The following is a 14,860-nucleotide window of genomic DNA, read 5'->3' on the forward strand; positions in this document are numbered from 1 at the left end:
GAACACGGAAGTTAAGCTCTCTAGCGCCGATGGTAGTTGGGACCTTGTCCCTGTGAGAGTAGGACGTCGCCAAGCAACTAAAAACACAAGTCATTTGACTTGTGTTTTTTTATTTCCCATGAAATAGATTTGGTTCCATTAATAAAAAATTTGAAATATAGTAAGGGATTTTTTGAGCAGAAATACTTAGAAATTGATAAATAAATGGATAATCTTCAGAACCATAACTTCCAAGTAAGTCATACCACCAATCTGTTTCATATCTAGAAATCATGCTTAAATTATAGAGCAATAAATAATGAATGAGGAGTTCAGGTAATATTGGCTTAGGATTTCTAGGGTCAGTCGTAAGTGGCAAATAATAAGTATTAGTAAGATGTTCATAGTATAAAGGAGTACTGTACATAGGATTCCATGATTGAATAGGCGCTGTAAAAAGTAAATTCGATTCATTAGTCTTCTCAGGTACGTGTTGTATTGATAAATGCTTACAAGATGTTTCAATGTAACGAGAAAATCTCTCTTTAGTCATATGTAATCGATCTAGTAGGTTGACTGAAAAGGAGAGCTCATTTTTAATTGTTGAATCAATTTTATATAAAGTTGATCCTTTTTGACTATAACGAAATAAATTTTGTAATTCTGGAATATTTCCCATTAGTTCTAACATGTTAAATTTTTCTGCTTCTAAGTGTTTCATGTGAAACAGTTGTTCTGCAACATGAGTAAACAATCCGTTTTTTTGTACCTTCACCTCATCTTCTAAAAATTGATACCCTTGTTTTTTTCGTTTGCGAGTTGTAACGCCATGAGCTAAAACAGTAGTGGATTCAGGATAGTTAGGGTCAATAGTTAGTAGGCATGCTTTAAACAGTTGACTAATTCCATAAAATAACAACATTGGTTGAATGGAAAATGGAGCTGTCTTATATAATTCATAATAATTTTTCCCGTGTTCTAAGTAATAAATAAAGGGATAACAATTTTCAAAACTTTTTTTTTCTGCATCCTGAATAGAGGATTTTTCATAACAACGGGCAAGATAACGTTGTACGTTTTGAGATGAAAAAAAGAAACTTAACTGCTGCCAAGTATAAGATGTTTGATGCATATATTACGCTCCTTTTATTGTCTAAAAATTCTAACATATATATACGTCCTTGACAGTATTTTAACCAATTGATAAGCTACTAATAATAATTTCTGGTATCATAGGGGGAACAATTATGTGGGAATCTAAATTTGTTAAAGAAGGTTTGACTTTTGATGATGTATTACTTGTACCAGCTAGGTCAGATATATTACCAAGAGAAGTAAGTGTTAAAACAGTTTTATCTGAAAGCTTACAGCTAAACATCCCGTTAATTAGTGCAGGAATGGATACAGTAACAGAAGCTGACATGGCTATTGCAATGGCTCGCCAAGGTGGTTTAGGAATTATTCATAAGAATATGTCTATTGAGCAACAAGCAGAGCAAGTTGATAAAGTAAAGCGCTCTGAAAGCGGCGTTATTTCAGATCCTTTCTTCTTAACTCCAGAACATCAAGTATATGATGCAGAACATCTTATGGGAAAATATCGTATCTCAGGTGTACCGGTTGTAAATAATTTAGATGAGCGAAAATTAGTTGGTATTATTACAAACCGTGATATGCGCTTCATCCAAGACTACTCAATCAAAATTTCTGACGTAATGACAAAAGAACAATTAATTACAGCTCCAGTTGGTACTACACTGGAAGAAGCTGAAAAGATCCTACAAAAGTATAAAATTGAAAAACTCCCTCTTGTTGATAATAACGGTGTATTACAAGGGCTTATTACAATAAAAGATATTGAAAAAGTAATTGAATTCCCAAACTCTGCTAAGGATAAGCAAGGACGCTTATTAGTTGGAGCAGCAGTTGGTGTAACAGCGGATGCTATGCTTCGCATCGATGCATTAGTAAAAGCTAGTGTAGATGCAATTGTACTTGATACAGCACATGGACATTCTAAAGGTGTTATTGATAAGGTAAAAGAAGTTCGTGCTAAATACCCATCACTAAATATTATCGCTGGAAATGTTGCTACTGCTGAAGCAACGAAAGCATTAATTGAAGCTGGTGCAAACGTAGTTAAAGTTGGTATTGGACCAGGTTCTATTTGTACAACACGCGTTGTAGCCGGTGTTGGTGTACCACAATTAACTGCAGTTTATGATTGTGCAACAGAAGCTCGTAAACACGGTATTCCAGTTATTGCTGATGGTGGTATTAAGTACTCTGGTGATATGGTGAAAGCTTTAGCGGCAGGAGCACATGTTGTTATGCTAGGTAGCATGTTTGCAGGTGTTGCAGAAAGCCCTGGAGAAACTGAAATTTACCAAGGTCGTCAATTTAAAGTGTATCGTGGTATGGGTTCTGTCGGTGCGATGGAAAAAGGAAGTAAAGATCGTTACTTCCAAGAAGGTAATAAAAAGCTTGTCCCAGAAGGTATTGAAGGACGAGTGCCATATAAAGGACCTTTAGCAGATACAGTTCACCAATTAGTTGGTGGCTTACGTGCAGGTATGGGATATTGCGGAGCACAGGATTTAGAATTCTTACGCGAAAATGCACAATTTATTCGTATGTCAGGTGCTGGCTTACGTGAAAGTCATCCTCATCACGTACAAATTACAAAAGAGGCTCCAAACTACTCATTATAATGTCTTATATACAAATAGACAGAGATTTGATATCTCTGTCTATTTTTTTTTGATTATGTTAGAATAACGGTTATGTGAGTACATAGATATTGGGGGTAGCAAAAGTGAAAGGTATGTTTTGCAAAAGATTCATTGCTTTGGTAACAGTGCTTACACTAGCTTGTAGCATTTTTATGCCATATAGCAATGCATCAGCTGAAACAGGAGCCGCTTTAAACATTGAAGCAGGTGCGGCAATTTTAGTAGAAGCGAATTCTGGGAAAATTTTATATCAAAAGAATGCAGATGAATTATTATCCATTGCTAGTATGACAAAGATGATGAGTGAATATTTAGTTCACGAAGCAGTGGATAAAGGAAAACTTAAGTGGGACCAGAAAATTAAGGTTTCTGAATATGCATATAAGGTTTCACAAGATGCTTCATTATCAAATGTTGCATTAGAAAATGGTGGCTCTTATACAGTAAAAGAGTTATACGAAGCAATGGCAATCTTTTCTGCAAATGGTGCAACAATTGCATTAGCAGAAGCAATTGCAGGTAAAGAAGTAGACTTCGTAAAAATGATGAATGACAAATCGAAAGAACTAGGGTTAAAAAATTATAAATTTGTCAATTCTACAGGTTTAACGAATAAAGATTTAAAGGGAATGCATCCTGAAGGAACAACAGCGGATGAAGAAAATAAAATGTCTGCAAAGGATGTTGCAACTTTAGCACAACATTTAATTAAAGATTATCCAAAAGTGTTAGATACAGCAAAAATCCCTAAAAAAGAATTCCGTCCAGAAAAAGAGAAGTTTGGAATGTCGAACTGGAACTGGATGTTAAAGGGCTTAGTTAAAGAATATGATGGCGTAGATGGCCTAAAAACAGGCTCAACTCCAGAAGCAGGAGATTGCTTCACTGGTACGGTTGAAAGAAACGGAATGCGTTTTATTTCTGTAGTTATTAAAACAAGTTCTCATACAGCACGTTTTGATGAAACAAAGAAGCTATATGATTATGGATTTGCTAACTTTGAAGTGAAACAAATGTATAAAAAAGGTTCTTCAGTAAAAGGACAAGAAACAGTACGAGTAGAAAATGCGAAAGATAAAGATGTAGCAGTTCAAACGAAACAAGCTATTTCACTTCCAGTGCCAAAAGGAAGTAAAGATGTTTATAAAACAGAATTAAAAGAATCAAGTAAGGGACAAGAAGCACCTATTAAAAAGGGAGCTGCGCTTGGTCAAATGGTAATTACGCCAAAAGATACAAACGACCCTGGATTTTTAACTGGTAAGTCACTGCAAGTGGATCTTGTAACGACATCTGAAGTAGAAGAAGCAAACTGGTTTACTCGTGCTATGCGCGGAATTGGTTCATTCTTTAGTGGTATGTGGAATAGTGCTGTTGATACAGTAAAAGGTTGGTTTTAAAAGCTCCTCACGATAGGAGCTTTTTTTTATTCCTATTTTTCATACCGACTTTATGAAAAAGTAGTAGACAAGCATCTGATAGTTAGTGGTAGAATGTAAGAGTATTCTTAATTTTCGCCTTTAACGGGGGAAAGCAATTCACCTAGGGGGGTTTTTGTACATGACAAATGTAACAGGGACAGAACGTGTAAAACGTGGAATGGCAGAAATGCAAAAAGGCGGCGTTATTATGGACGTAGTTAACGCTGAACAAGCAAAAATTGCAGAAGAGGCAGGCGCAGTTGCCGTTATGGCATTAGAGCGTGTACCAGCAGATATTCGTGCAGCAGGTGGCGTTTCTCGTATGGCAGACCCAACAATTGTTGAAGAAGTTATGGGTGCGGTGTCAATTCCGGTTATGGCAAAATGCCGTATCGGTCACCTTGTAGAAGCACGTGTATTAGAATCATTAGGGGTAGACTATATCGATGAGAGTGAAGTATTAACTCCTGCTGATGAAGTATACCATTTAAATAAACGTGATTACACAGTTCCATTTGTATGTGGTTGCCGTGATATCGGAGAAGCTGCACGTCGTATTGCAGAAGGTGCATCTATGCTTCGTACAAAAGGTGAACCAGGAACAGGAAACATTGTAGAGGCAGTGCGTCATATGCGCCAAGTCAATGCAGAAATCCGTCAAGTTGCGAGTCTACGTGAAGATGAGTTAATGACATATGCAAAAAATACTGGCGCTCCTTACGAAGTATTACTTGAAATTAAACGTCTTGGTCGCTTACCAGTTGTAAACTTTGCGGCAGGTGGTGTAGCAACACCAGCAGATGCAGCATTAATGATGCAACTTGGTGCTGATGGGGTATTTGTTGGATCTGGTATCTTCAAATCAGAAAACCCAGAGAAATTTGCACGTGCAATCGTTGAAGCAACGACTCATTATGAAGATTACGAACTAATTGCAAGCCTTTCTAAAGGATTAGGTAATGCAATGAAGGGTGTCGAAATTTCAACGTTATTACCAGAACAACGCATGCAAGAGCGTGGATGGTAATTAAAGGAGAACTTTAAAATGGTGAAAATCGGTGTACTAGGTCTTCAAGGTGCAGTTCGTGAGCATGTAAAATCAGTTGAAGCAAGTGGTGCAGAAGCTGTTGTTGTAAAGCGTATAGAGCAACTTGAAGAGATTGATGGTCTTATTTTACCGGGCGGTGAAAGTACAACAATGCGCCGTCTTATTGATAAGTATGCTTTCATGGAACCACTTCGTACATTTGCAAAGTCTGGTAAACCAATGTTTGGTACATGTGCAGGGATGATTCTTCTTGCGAAAACACTTATTGGCTATGAAGAAGCACATATTGGGGCTATGGATATTACAGTTGAGCGTAATGCGTTCGGACGCCAAAAGGATAGTTTTGAGGCTGCGCTTTCAATTGAAGGCGTGGGTGAAGACTTCGTTGGTGTATTTATCCGTGCGCCGTATGTTGTAGAAGTAGCTGATAATGTTGAAGTGCTTTCTAAACATGGTGACCGAATGGTAGCGGTAAGACAAAAACAGTTTTTAGCTGCTTCATTCCATCCGGAATTAACAGATGATCATCGTGTAACAGCATACTTTGTTGAAATGGTAAAAGAAGCGAAAATGAAAAAAGTTGTATAAGTAACTTGCAACTTGTATAAGATTATAGTAAATTGATGGTAACAATTTTATAAAATAAGCGTGTTGATAGGAAATAGTAACAAATGTCGTTTCTTATAGAGAGTCGATGGTTGGTGGAAATCGATAGAAACAGTTTGTGAATCCATCCTGGAATGGAATGTGGAATATCTTTTGGATTAGTAAGCATTCCCGGTGAAGAGCCGTTATTTCTACTTGAGAGGAAAGCGGTAATGCTTTCAACTAGGGTGGCAACGCGGGTTAACTCCCGTCCCTTTATATAGGGACGGGAGTTTTTTGTGTTTTATAAAATAAAAGGAGGAGTATACAATGCTTGATATTAAATTTTTACGTACAAACTTTGAAGAAGTAAAAGCGAAATTACAGCATAGAGGCGAAGATTTAACTGATTTTGGTCGTTTTGAAGAATTGGATACGAGAAGAAGAGAACTACTTGTTCAAACAGAGGAACTAAAAAGTAAACGTAACGAAGTATCTCAACAAATCTCTGTATTGAAGCGTGAAAAGAAAGATGCAGAAGCTCTAATTTTAGAAATGCGTGAAGTTGGAGAAAAAGTAAAGGATCTTGATAACGAACTTCGTACAGTTGAAGAAGACTTAGAAAGATTAATGTTATCTATTCCAAATATCCCTCATGAATCTGCTCCAGTTGGTGAAACAGAGGATGATAATGTAGTAGCACGTACTTGGGGAGAAGTGAAAGAATTTACTTATGAGCCAAAACCACATTGGGATCTTGCTACTGATTTAGGAATTTTAGATTTTGAACGCGCTGGGAAAGTAACAGGAAGCCGCTTCGTATTCTACAAAGGTGCTGGTGCAAGATTAGAGCGTGCTTTAATTAGCTTTATGCTTGATCTTCATACTGATGAGCATGGATATGAAGAAGTATTACCTCCATATATGGTAAACCGTGCAAGTATGACAGGAACAGGACAACTTCCAAAGTTTGAAGAAGATGCATTCCGTATTGAAAGTGAAGATTACTTCTTAATTCCAACAGCTGAAGTACCTGTAACGAATATGCATCGTGATGAGATTTTAAATAAAGAGCAATTGCCTATAAGATATGCTGCATTTAGCTCTTGCTTCCGTTCTGAAGCAGGTTCAGCTGGACGTGATACACGTGGTTTAATTCGCCAGCATCAGTTTAATAAAGTAGAGCTTGTGAAGTTCGTAAAACCAGAAGATTCTTATGAAGAGTTAGAAAAGTTAACAAATGATGCAGAACGCGTGTTACAATTATTAGAGTTGCCATATCGCGTTATGAGCATGTGCACAGGCGATTTAGGATTTACAGCAGCGAAGAAATACGATATTGAAGTATGGATTCCAAGCTATGGCACATATCGTGAAATTTCTTCTTGTAGTAATTTTGAAGCTTTCCAAGCGAGACGTGCAAATATCCGTTTCCGCCGTGAACCAAATGGAAAACCAGAACATGTTCATACATTAAATGGATCTGGTCTTGCAATTGGACGTACGGTTGCAGCTATTTTAGAGAACTACCAACAAGAAGATGGTACAATTATAATTCCAGAAGTTCTTCGCCCTTATATGGGAGGAAAAACAGTTATTAAGTAAATTTAAACATTCATCGGTATGAGTGATTGGTAATTATGAGCGTTGTCAGTACTGTAATGTAGGAAGGGGAAAGTAAAATTTTCCTTTCCTCATAATTTATTTTAGTAGGGTTGACTAACTGTTTTTCTTTTGATATTATATTTGATGTCAATATGGAGGTATACCCAAGTCTGGCTGAAGGGATCGGTCTTGAAAACCGACAGGCGGCGAGAGTCGCGCGGGGGTTCGAATCCCTCTACCTCCTCCAGATATAATTGACAACAGCGCATATAAGTGGAGATTGGAGAACTCGTTACCAACACGTAACGAGTTTTTATTTTAAAACCAATCATAAAGTATGGTGTAAGGTAATTTTGTCCTTATTACACACTCATATTCCGATGATTATCTTCATAGATATGAAAGGAGTCAACATGGATCTTATTATACAAACGTTTCCTTTAGATGGAAAAACTTTATATTATGTACAATGTCCTGTCTGTAAGAACAATAGAATTTTAAACAGTGGTGCAAACGTATCACGCATTATTAGTGATGATACATTCCGTAAACTTTGTGGTTGTACTTGTGATGTAAAACCAGCTACGAGTAAAGTAGAGGCGCCAAAACAAGTTAAAAAAGCAGCTGTAAAGAAAGAAGCAGCTCCAAAACGTACAGGTAAAGTATTAACGGCAGTAATTAACGGGAAAGAAATGACTGTTAAAGAGATTGCTGAAGCATACGATATTAGTACAAGTACTGTTCGTCAGCGCATTAACGCAGGAAAACCTGAGAGTGAAATTATTGCTCCAACAAAGAAGAAGTAATTTAATAGGAAAACCCGTGCATATGCACGGGTTTTTTATTTTACAAGTTTACGTGTTTGTTTTAAAAAATGGCCAATTTTTTTTATGATTGGTTCGATTGAATCACCATCTTTTAAAATATCGTACTCATTAATATTTAAGCGTAATACAGGGCATGAATTAAAGTTGTTAATCCAGTTTTCATAACGTCCATGCATTTCTTTCCAGTACTCAATTGGTGTTTGCTGTTCCATTGGGCGCCCGCGTTCTTGAATACGATCGACAATATCATCGAAAGAACCTTCTAAGTAAATTAATAAGTCTGGATGAGGGAAGTAAGGAGTCATGACCATAGCGTCAAATAAACCTTTGTATGTTTCATAATCAGTTTCCGTCATTGTTCCTTTTTCATGATGCATCTTTGCGAAAATTCCAGTGTCTTCGTAAATGGAACGATCTTGAACAAAACCGCCACCATATTCAAAAATTCTTTTTTGTTCCTTAAATCGTTCTGCTAAAAAGTACACTTGTAGGTGGAAGCTCCAGCGAGTGAAGTCCGCATAGAACTTGTCCAAATATGGATTGGAATCTACTTTTTCAAATGATGTGCGATAACCTAAAGCATTAGCTAATGCAGTTGTCATAGTTGATTTACCCACACCTACTGTTCCGGCGATAGTGATTACTGCGTCATTGGGTATATCATATTTTTGCCTTAAATTCATTATTATTTCGACTCCTTTAAGAGAGTATTTTGAAGGGCAGATAGGATAATGTTTAAATCATCAGGATTTTTTACAAAATCCATATCGTCGCCATTAAATTTCAATACTGGTATTTCCGGATGATCTTTTTTAAAAGCATCCATTGCTGTTTCATAATCTTTTGTGAGCTGTAGTAAGTAATTTGGATCCATGTTTTTTTCAAATTCTCTTCCGCGCATGGCGATTCGTTTTTGCAATGTCTCTAGGCTAGCTGTTAAATAAACAATGACATTTGGCACAGGCATATCTTGTGTAAGGATACGATAAATTTGCATGTATTTGTCATATTGAGAGTCTTTTAATGTGCGGGATGCAAAAATTAAATTTTTAAAGATATGGTAATCCGCTACTACTGGTTTCCTTTGATTCAAGTACTTTATGTTAATGTCTTCTAATTGTTTGTATCTATTACAAAGAAAGAACATCTCTGTTTGAAAACTCCATTCGTCGATGTCTTCATAGAACTTTCCTAAAAAGGGATTTTCATCAACAATCTCTTTTAGTAAGTGGAGTTGCATGTGAGTTGAAATTTCCTTCGCAAGTGAAGTTTTTCCAACACCAATTGGTCCTTCAACCGTGATAAATGGTACTCCGGTCACGCTGTTTCCTCCTTTCAATCAGTGATTTACCGTGACTACTAAAAACACAAAACAGAATTATTGTAGCACAAGAGGGAAGCGAGCGGGTTAATTTGATATAAAAAGTTAGAAAATAGATATATGTATTAATTAAATTTTATTTTGGTTGATGATGTTATATTTGCTTTCAATGTAGTTTCCATTATTTTTAAAGCATGTATATTATCTTGGTCGTTGTTAGAGGCGATACAATCCTGTGGTACATACAATTTATAATTTCTCATATGAGCATCATTAGCTGTAAATAGGATACATATATTTCCGGCAACCCCTGTTAATATTAGATTTTCTATTTTTAAATAACCTAGTAATGAATTTAAAGGTGTTTCATAAAAAGCGGAATAATGTGGTTTAATAAAAATGTACTCATCAAAACTTGGAGCAATTTTATGGATTATATTTTCGCTATATTCATTTGTGCAATGAGTAATAAGTTGGTCGATATCAGATCTCCAAAGTTGATAATGGTCATTAACGTAAATTATAGGATAGCCAAAGGATTTCATTTTTTTCTTTAATTGTAAAATAGGGTTTGTTATAGTTTCGCATTTTTTAGCTAGAATGGGTCCGTGGGAAAATTGAAAGTCATTAATCATATCGATAATGAGCAAGGCGGTATTTTTCATATGTAATCCCCTCTCTTTTTTCTTTTAGGGTGGATTGAATTTGTAAAAGTTATCCCCTGTGTAGTAAATGGAAATAAGTGTACTTTATTTGTAATGAAAGGACTATGTTATGGAACAAGATCAAGATATTTATTTTATGCAATTAGCGATAGAAGAAGCTAAAAAGGCAGAGGAAATACAGGAAGTACCAATTGGAGCAGTTATAGTGTTAAATGGTGAGGTAATTAGTGTTGCCCATAATTTAAGGGAAACTGAGCAAAGATCAATAGCTCATGCTGAGTTGCTAGCGATAGATGATGCATGTAAAAAATTAGGGACATGGCGTTTAGAAGATGCAACATTGTATGTAACATTAGAACCTTGTCCAATGTGTGCGGGTGGAATTGTTTTATCACGAGTGAAGCGAGTTGTATATGGTGCAAGTGATCCGAAGGGCGGATGTGCAGGGACATTGATGAATCTTTTAACGGATGAACGCTTCAATCATCAATGTGAAGTAGTATCTGGTGTACTAGAGGAAGAATGCGGTACGTTGTTAACAAACTTTTTTAGAGAGCTTCGTAAAAAAAGAAAAGCAATAAAAAAATTAGAGAAGAATACTGGGAACTAACGTATTTGCATTTTCTAAAGAAACAAGTTATACTGATAATGCCTTTAATGAAGGCAACCGAATATTGGTTTTAACTTTGCCGTGCTAAGCGGGGAGGTAGCGGTGCCCTATACTCGCAATCCGCTCTAGCGAGGCCGAATCCCCTCTCGAGGTTATGTTGCTGTAAGGTCTGCCTTAAGTAAGTGGTGTTGACGTTTGGGTCCTGCGCAACGGGACCCCGTGAACCTTGTCAGGTCCGGAAGGAAGCAGCAATAAGCGGGTCTTCTCGTGTGCCGCAGGAGTGCCTGAACCGAGCTAACTGCTTGAGTAACGCTTATGGTACGTAATCGACGGAGGGTGCACGGCAGTTATATATGTATACAAAACTCACCTTAATACAAAGGTGAGTTTTTTGTATAGAAAATAACTTTTGGAATCTATAAACAGAATGGGTTATAATAAATGAGATAATAACCTTTGAGGGAGGCCGTATTTTCGTGTCATACCAAGCGTTATACCGAACATGGAGACCGCAAAAGTTCGAAGATGTAGTCGGTCAAAAGCACGTGACAAAAACGTTGCAAAATGCCCTTCTTCAAGAGAAAGTTTCACATGCTTATTTATTTTCTGGCCCGAGGGGAACAGGAAAAACGACAATTGCAAAAGTATTTGCAAAAGCAATTAACTGTGAACATGCTCCGGTAGCTGAACCTTGTAATGAATGTCCTTCTTGTTTAGGAATCACACAAGGATCCATTTCAGATGTATTAGAAATTGATGCGGCTTCAAATAACGGTGTAGATGAAATTCGAGATATTAGAGATAAAGTAAAATACGCTCCAAGTGCTGTAGAATATAAAGTATACATTATTGATGAAGTTCACATGCTTTCTATGGGTGCATTCAATGCGCTTTTAAAAACCTTAGAAGAGCCGCCAGGACATGTTATCTTTATTTTGGCGACAACAGAACCTCATAAGATCCCACCTACAATCATTTCACGTTGTCAGCGCTTTGAATTCCGAAAAATATCAGTGAATGATATTGTTGAAAGATTATCAACGGTCGTGACAAATGAAGGTACGCAAGTGGAAGGTGAAGCATTACAAATTGTTGCGCGTGCTGCCGAAGGTGGTATGCGTGATGCGCTTAGTCTTATTGATCAGGCTATATCTTATAGTGATGAGATTGTTACGACAGAAGATGTATTGGCCGTAACAGGATCTGTTTCTCAGCAATACTTAGGCAATTTAGTAGAGTGCATACGTGAAAATGATGTATCAAGAGCATTGCAAATCATAGATGAAATGATGAGTAAAGGGAAGGATCCAGTTCGTTTTATGGAGGATTTCATTTACTATTATCGTGATATGCTTTTATATCAAACTTCACCACAACTAGAACATATGTTGGAACGAGTAATTGTAGATGATCAATTCCGTAAGTTGAGTGAAGAAATGCAACCGGAAGTGATCTATGAGATTATTCATACCCTTAGTAAGGGACAACAGGAAATGAAGTGGACAAATCATCCGCGTATTTTCTTAGAAGTTGTTATGGTGCAATTGTGTCAACAGTTTATGATGCAAGCAAATGGTACAGATCGTTTGCAAGCAATTATGAACAGGATGCAGCAACTGGAGAAAGAGTTAGAGCAAGTCAAAAAGAACGGTGTGCCAGCTGGTGTACAACAGGAAGTAAGAGAGACACGTGCAACACCAAAACCGGTACGAACAGGAAGTATGAAAATTCCTGTCGGACGTGTAAATGAAGTATTAAAACAAGCGAAGCGTCAAGATTTAGAACAATTAAAAGCTGTATGGGGTGAGTTGTTAGGAAGACTCAAATCATATAACAAAGTAGCGTTTGCCGTTTTACTAGAAAATAGTGAACCAGTGGCAGCTTCAGATGACACTTACGTTTTAGCATTTCAATATGAGATTCACTGTAAGATGGCGAGCGAAAATCGAGAAGCTATGGATACAGTAGAACAAGCTTTATTTGAATTGCTAAGTAAAAGGTTAAATATGATTGCCATTCCAAAAAGTGAATGGGGTAAAATCCGTGAAGACTTTTTACAACGTGAAGGTGGAGAGTCTGAAGAAAGCCCGGAGAAAAAGGAAGACCCTCTTATAGAAGAGGCAGTGAAGTTAGTAGGGCAAGAACTCATTGAAATAAAAGAGTAATAATAATTAGGAGGAATTAATTATGATGCGTGGCGGAATGGGAAATATGAATAACATGATGAAACAAATGCAAAAGATGCAAAAGGACATGGCGAAAGCACAAGAAGAGCTTGGTGAAAAAACAGTTGAAGGTACAGCTGGCGGCGGAATGATTACAGTTATTGCAAATGGTCACAAGCAAATTCTTGAAGTGAAGATTAAAGAGGAAGTTGTAGATCCAGAAGATATCGAAATGTTACAAGACTTAGTATTAGCTGCAACAAATGATGCACTTAAAAAGGCTGATGAGCTTTCAAACTCTACAATGGGTAAATTTACAAAAGGCTTAAACTTACCAGGTGGAATGTTCTAGGAGGATATTGATACATGCATTATCCAGAACCAATATCAAAACTAATCGATAGTTTTATGAAGTTGCCAGGTATCGGACCGAAAACAGCGGTTCGATTGGCATTTTTCGTATTAGATATGAAAGAAGATGATGTGTTAGGTTTCGCGAAAGCACTTGTAAATGCGAAGCGAGATTTAGCGTACTGTTCTGTATGCGGACATATTACTGATCGTGATCCTTGTTATATTTGTAATGATTCACATCGAGATCAATCAGTTGTTTGTGTCGTGCAAGAACCGAAAGATGTAATCGCGATGGAAAAAATGAAAGAGTATCAAGGTGTATATCATGTGTTACGTGGTGCGATTTCTCCTATGGAGGGAATTGGACCGGAAGACATTAATATCCCGCAACTCTTAAAGCGACTACATGATGAAACGGTACAAGAAGTGATATTAGCAACAAACCCTAATATTGAAGGGGAAGCTACAGCGATGTATATCTCCCGCCTCTTAAAACCTACAGGCATTAAAGTAACTCGTATTGCACATGGTCTGCCAGTTGGTGGAGATTTAGAATATGCAGATGAAGTGACATTATCCAAAGCGTTAGAAGGGCGCAGAGAAGTATAAGAGGAGAAACAAAAATGTTCTTTCAAAAAAAGGGTAAATTGCGTAAAGAGTATGACGATAAGTTAATTGTACTTTTGGAAAAAGTGAAGAATGAGTGGTTACGTCAGAAGAGAATGGTCGAACAAAGTGTAGAACCGTCTCGAGATGTCATTTGTTCTTTGAAAATAGCAGAGGCGAAATATTTCTTTTTGTTGAAAGAAGCAAAGCGTCGTCCTGTAAAAATGGAACAATGGTAAAAGGTTCTGCTTTCTAAGCAGGCCTTTTTATTTTGTTTTTTAAATGCTGAGGTATTGTTTTATTTAGTTTATATGAAAGAGATGCTGCATATGATAACTGTTCTTTTTTATTGTCTTGTCCCATACAAATAGATGTATAGGTCATTCATAAGGAGGAAAAAATGAATTCTACAATTATTATTGTTGGTATTCTTACTTTAGTATTTATTTTTCTTGTTTTTGGTGTTGCCTCTAAGCCATTACGTTTTATAGGTAAGGTGATTTTTCATGTTACTTTAGGAATAGCATTGCTTTTTATCGTAAATGTTGTAGGGACATATTTTGATTTTCATATCCCAATTAACATGGGTACAGCAGCAATAACGAGTTTATTAGGTCTACCGGGTGTGGCAGCATTAGTGATTATTAAGCTTTATATCATGCCAAGATAAAATTATTTTGGCATTTTTTTAAAAAGTGTTGACTATTAAATGATTAATATGGTAAATTAATAAGCGTCGTCAGGAACGAAAGAAAAAAGTTGTTGACAGATTTAATGCAAAATGTTAAATTATAAAAGTCGCTGAAATGCGATGTTGAACTTTGAAAACTAAACGAAACAAACAACGTGAAACGTCAATTTTTATTTTAGATGCTAGACAAACTAACTTTATTGGAGAGTTTGATCCTGGCTCAGGATGAACGCTGGCGGCGTGCCTAATAC

General features: G+C 36.7%; 16 protein-coding genes, 1 tRNA gene, 1 other RNA gene and 1 other annotated feature. Of the genes, 14 read left to right on the forward strand and 4 right to left on the reverse strand.

From position 1 onward, the window contains the following. Positions 1 to 109: 109 nt before the first annotated feature. A complete protein-coding gene (locus tag MR107_RS26430) occupies positions 110 to 1,111 on the reverse strand; it encodes a YaaC family protein (RefSeq protein ID WP_242292907.1) in 1,002 nt (333 codons plus the stop codon). 115 nt (positions 1,112 to 1,226) lie between these two features. On the opposite strand from MR107_RS26430, the gene guaB reads away from it, so the two are divergent. From guaB to MR107_RS26465, 7 genes are all read left to right on the forward strand, one after another. Next, positions 1,227 to 2,690, forward strand: a complete 1,464-nt coding sequence (gene guaB / locus MR107_RS26435; protein ID WP_000264088.1) for an IMP dehydrogenase — start codon at positions 1,227 to 1,229, stop codon at positions 2,688 to 2,690. Between the two features lie 113 nt (positions 2,691 to 2,803). Continuing rightward, positions 2,804 to 4,111 carry a D-alanyl-D-alanine carboxypeptidase DacA gene (gene dacA / locus MR107_RS26440; RefSeq protein WP_124749816.1) on the forward strand — a complete coding sequence of 436 codons (1,308 nt, stop codon included), beginning with the start codon at positions 2,804 to 2,806 and terminating at the stop codon, positions 4,109 to 4,111. A gap of 160 nt (positions 4,112 to 4,271) precedes the next feature. Further along, complete coding sequence (pdxS, locus tag MR107_RS26445) at positions 4,272 to 5,159, forward strand: pyridoxal 5'-phosphate synthase lyase subunit PdxS (protein WP_000186165.1); 888 nt, start codon at positions 4,272 to 4,274, stop codon at positions 5,157 to 5,159. Positions 5,160 to 5,177: 18 nt separating this feature from the next. Further along, positions 5,178 to 5,768, forward strand: coding sequence for a pyridoxal 5'-phosphate synthase glutaminase subunit PdxT (gene pdxT / locus MR107_RS26450; RefSeq protein WP_074555739.1), 591 nt, complete (start codon positions 5,178 to 5,180; stop codon positions 5,766 to 5,768). A 54-nt stretch (positions 5,769 to 5,822) separates the two neighbouring features. Continuing rightward, positions 5,823 to 6,044 (forward strand) — a binding site (T-box leader). A 51-nt stretch (positions 6,045 to 6,095) separates the two neighbouring features. Next, positions 6,096 to 7,370 carry a serine--tRNA ligase gene (serS, locus tag MR107_RS26455; RefSeq protein ID WP_000884187.1) on the forward strand — a complete coding sequence of 425 codons (1,275 nt, stop codon included), beginning with the start codon at positions 6,096 to 6,098 and terminating at the stop codon, positions 7,368 to 7,370. Positions 7,371 to 7,524: 154 nt separating this feature from the next. After that, positions 7,525 to 7,617 (forward strand) — tRNA-Ser (locus MR107_RS26460). Positions 7,618 to 7,783: 166 nt separating this feature from the next. Then, the gene (locus tag MR107_RS26465) at positions 7,784 to 8,176 is read left to right on the forward strand and encodes a sigma factor-like helix-turn-helix DNA-binding protein (protein WP_000364193.1); all 393 of its coding nucleotides are present in this window, start codon (positions 7,784 to 7,786) and stop codon (positions 8,174 to 8,176) included. Positions 8,177 to 8,211: 35 nt separating this feature from the next. Here MR107_RS26465 and MR107_RS26470 read toward each other — a convergent pair whose 3' ends face one another. From MR107_RS26470 to MR107_RS26480, 3 genes are all read right to left on the reverse strand, one after another. Next, positions 8,212 to 8,880, reverse strand: a complete 669-nt coding sequence (locus MR107_RS26470) for a deoxynucleoside kinase (RefSeq protein WP_001053585.1) — start codon at positions 8,878 to 8,880, stop codon at positions 8,212 to 8,214. Positions 8,881 to 8,882: 2 nt separating this feature from the next. Beyond that, on the reverse strand, positions 8,883 to 9,518 hold the full coding sequence (locus tag MR107_RS26475; RefSeq protein ID WP_098376385.1) for a deoxynucleoside kinase: 636 nt from the start codon (positions 9,516 to 9,518) through the stop codon (positions 8,883 to 8,885). A 125-nt stretch (positions 9,519 to 9,643) separates the two neighbouring features. Beyond that, positions 9,644 to 10,183, reverse strand: a complete 540-nt coding sequence (locus MR107_RS26480; RefSeq protein ID WP_000798724.1) for a cysteine hydrolase family protein — start codon at positions 10,181 to 10,183, stop codon at positions 9,644 to 9,646. A gap of 109 nt (positions 10,184 to 10,292) precedes the next feature. Here MR107_RS26480 and tadA point away from each other — a divergent pair, with 109 nt between their 5' ends. From tadA to MR107_RS26515, 7 genes are all read left to right on the forward strand, one after another. Further along, complete coding sequence (tadA, locus tag MR107_RS26485; protein WP_033695970.1) at positions 10,293 to 10,793, forward strand: tRNA adenosine(34) deaminase TadA; 501 nt, start codon at positions 10,293 to 10,295, stop codon at positions 10,791 to 10,793. A gap of 79 nt (positions 10,794 to 10,872) precedes the next feature. Continuing rightward, positions 10,873 to 11,137: signal recognition particle sRNA large type (gene ffs / locus MR107_RS26490), an RNA gene on the forward strand. A 132-nt stretch (positions 11,138 to 11,269) separates the two neighbouring features. Continuing rightward, entirely contained in the window at positions 11,270 to 12,958 is a 1,689-nt protein-coding gene (gene dnaX / locus MR107_RS26495) for a DNA polymerase III subunit gamma/tau (protein WP_000121587.1), read from the forward strand. Positions 12,959 to 12,983: 25 nt separating this feature from the next. Next, positions 12,984 to 13,310, forward strand: coding sequence for a YbaB/EbfC family nucleoid-associated protein (locus tag MR107_RS26500; RefSeq protein WP_014894853.1), 327 nt, complete (start codon positions 12,984 to 12,986; stop codon positions 13,308 to 13,310). Positions 13,311 to 13,324: 14 nt separating this feature from the next. Beyond that, positions 13,325 to 13,921, forward strand: coding sequence for a recombination protein RecR (recR, locus tag MR107_RS26505; RefSeq protein ID WP_000559169.1), 597 nt, complete (start codon positions 13,325 to 13,327; stop codon positions 13,919 to 13,921). A 14-nt stretch (positions 13,922 to 13,935) separates the two neighbouring features. Then, entirely contained in the window at positions 13,936 to 14,157 is a 222-nt protein-coding gene (locus tag MR107_RS26510) for a YaaL family protein (RefSeq protein WP_242292908.1), read from the forward strand. Between the two features lie 161 nt (positions 14,158 to 14,318). Next, positions 14,319 to 14,588, forward strand: a complete 270-nt coding sequence (locus tag MR107_RS26515) for a pro-sigmaK processing inhibitor BofA family protein (RefSeq protein ID WP_001089273.1) — start codon at positions 14,319 to 14,321, stop codon at positions 14,586 to 14,588. Positions 14,589 to 14,860 lie beyond the last annotated feature (272 nt).

Origin of the sequence: Bacillus cereus group sp. BfR-BA-01441, assembly GCF_022663075.1 — a bacterium.
Lineage (GTDB): Bacteria > Bacillota > Bacilli > Bacillales > Bacillaceae_G > Bacillus_A > Bacillus_A cereus.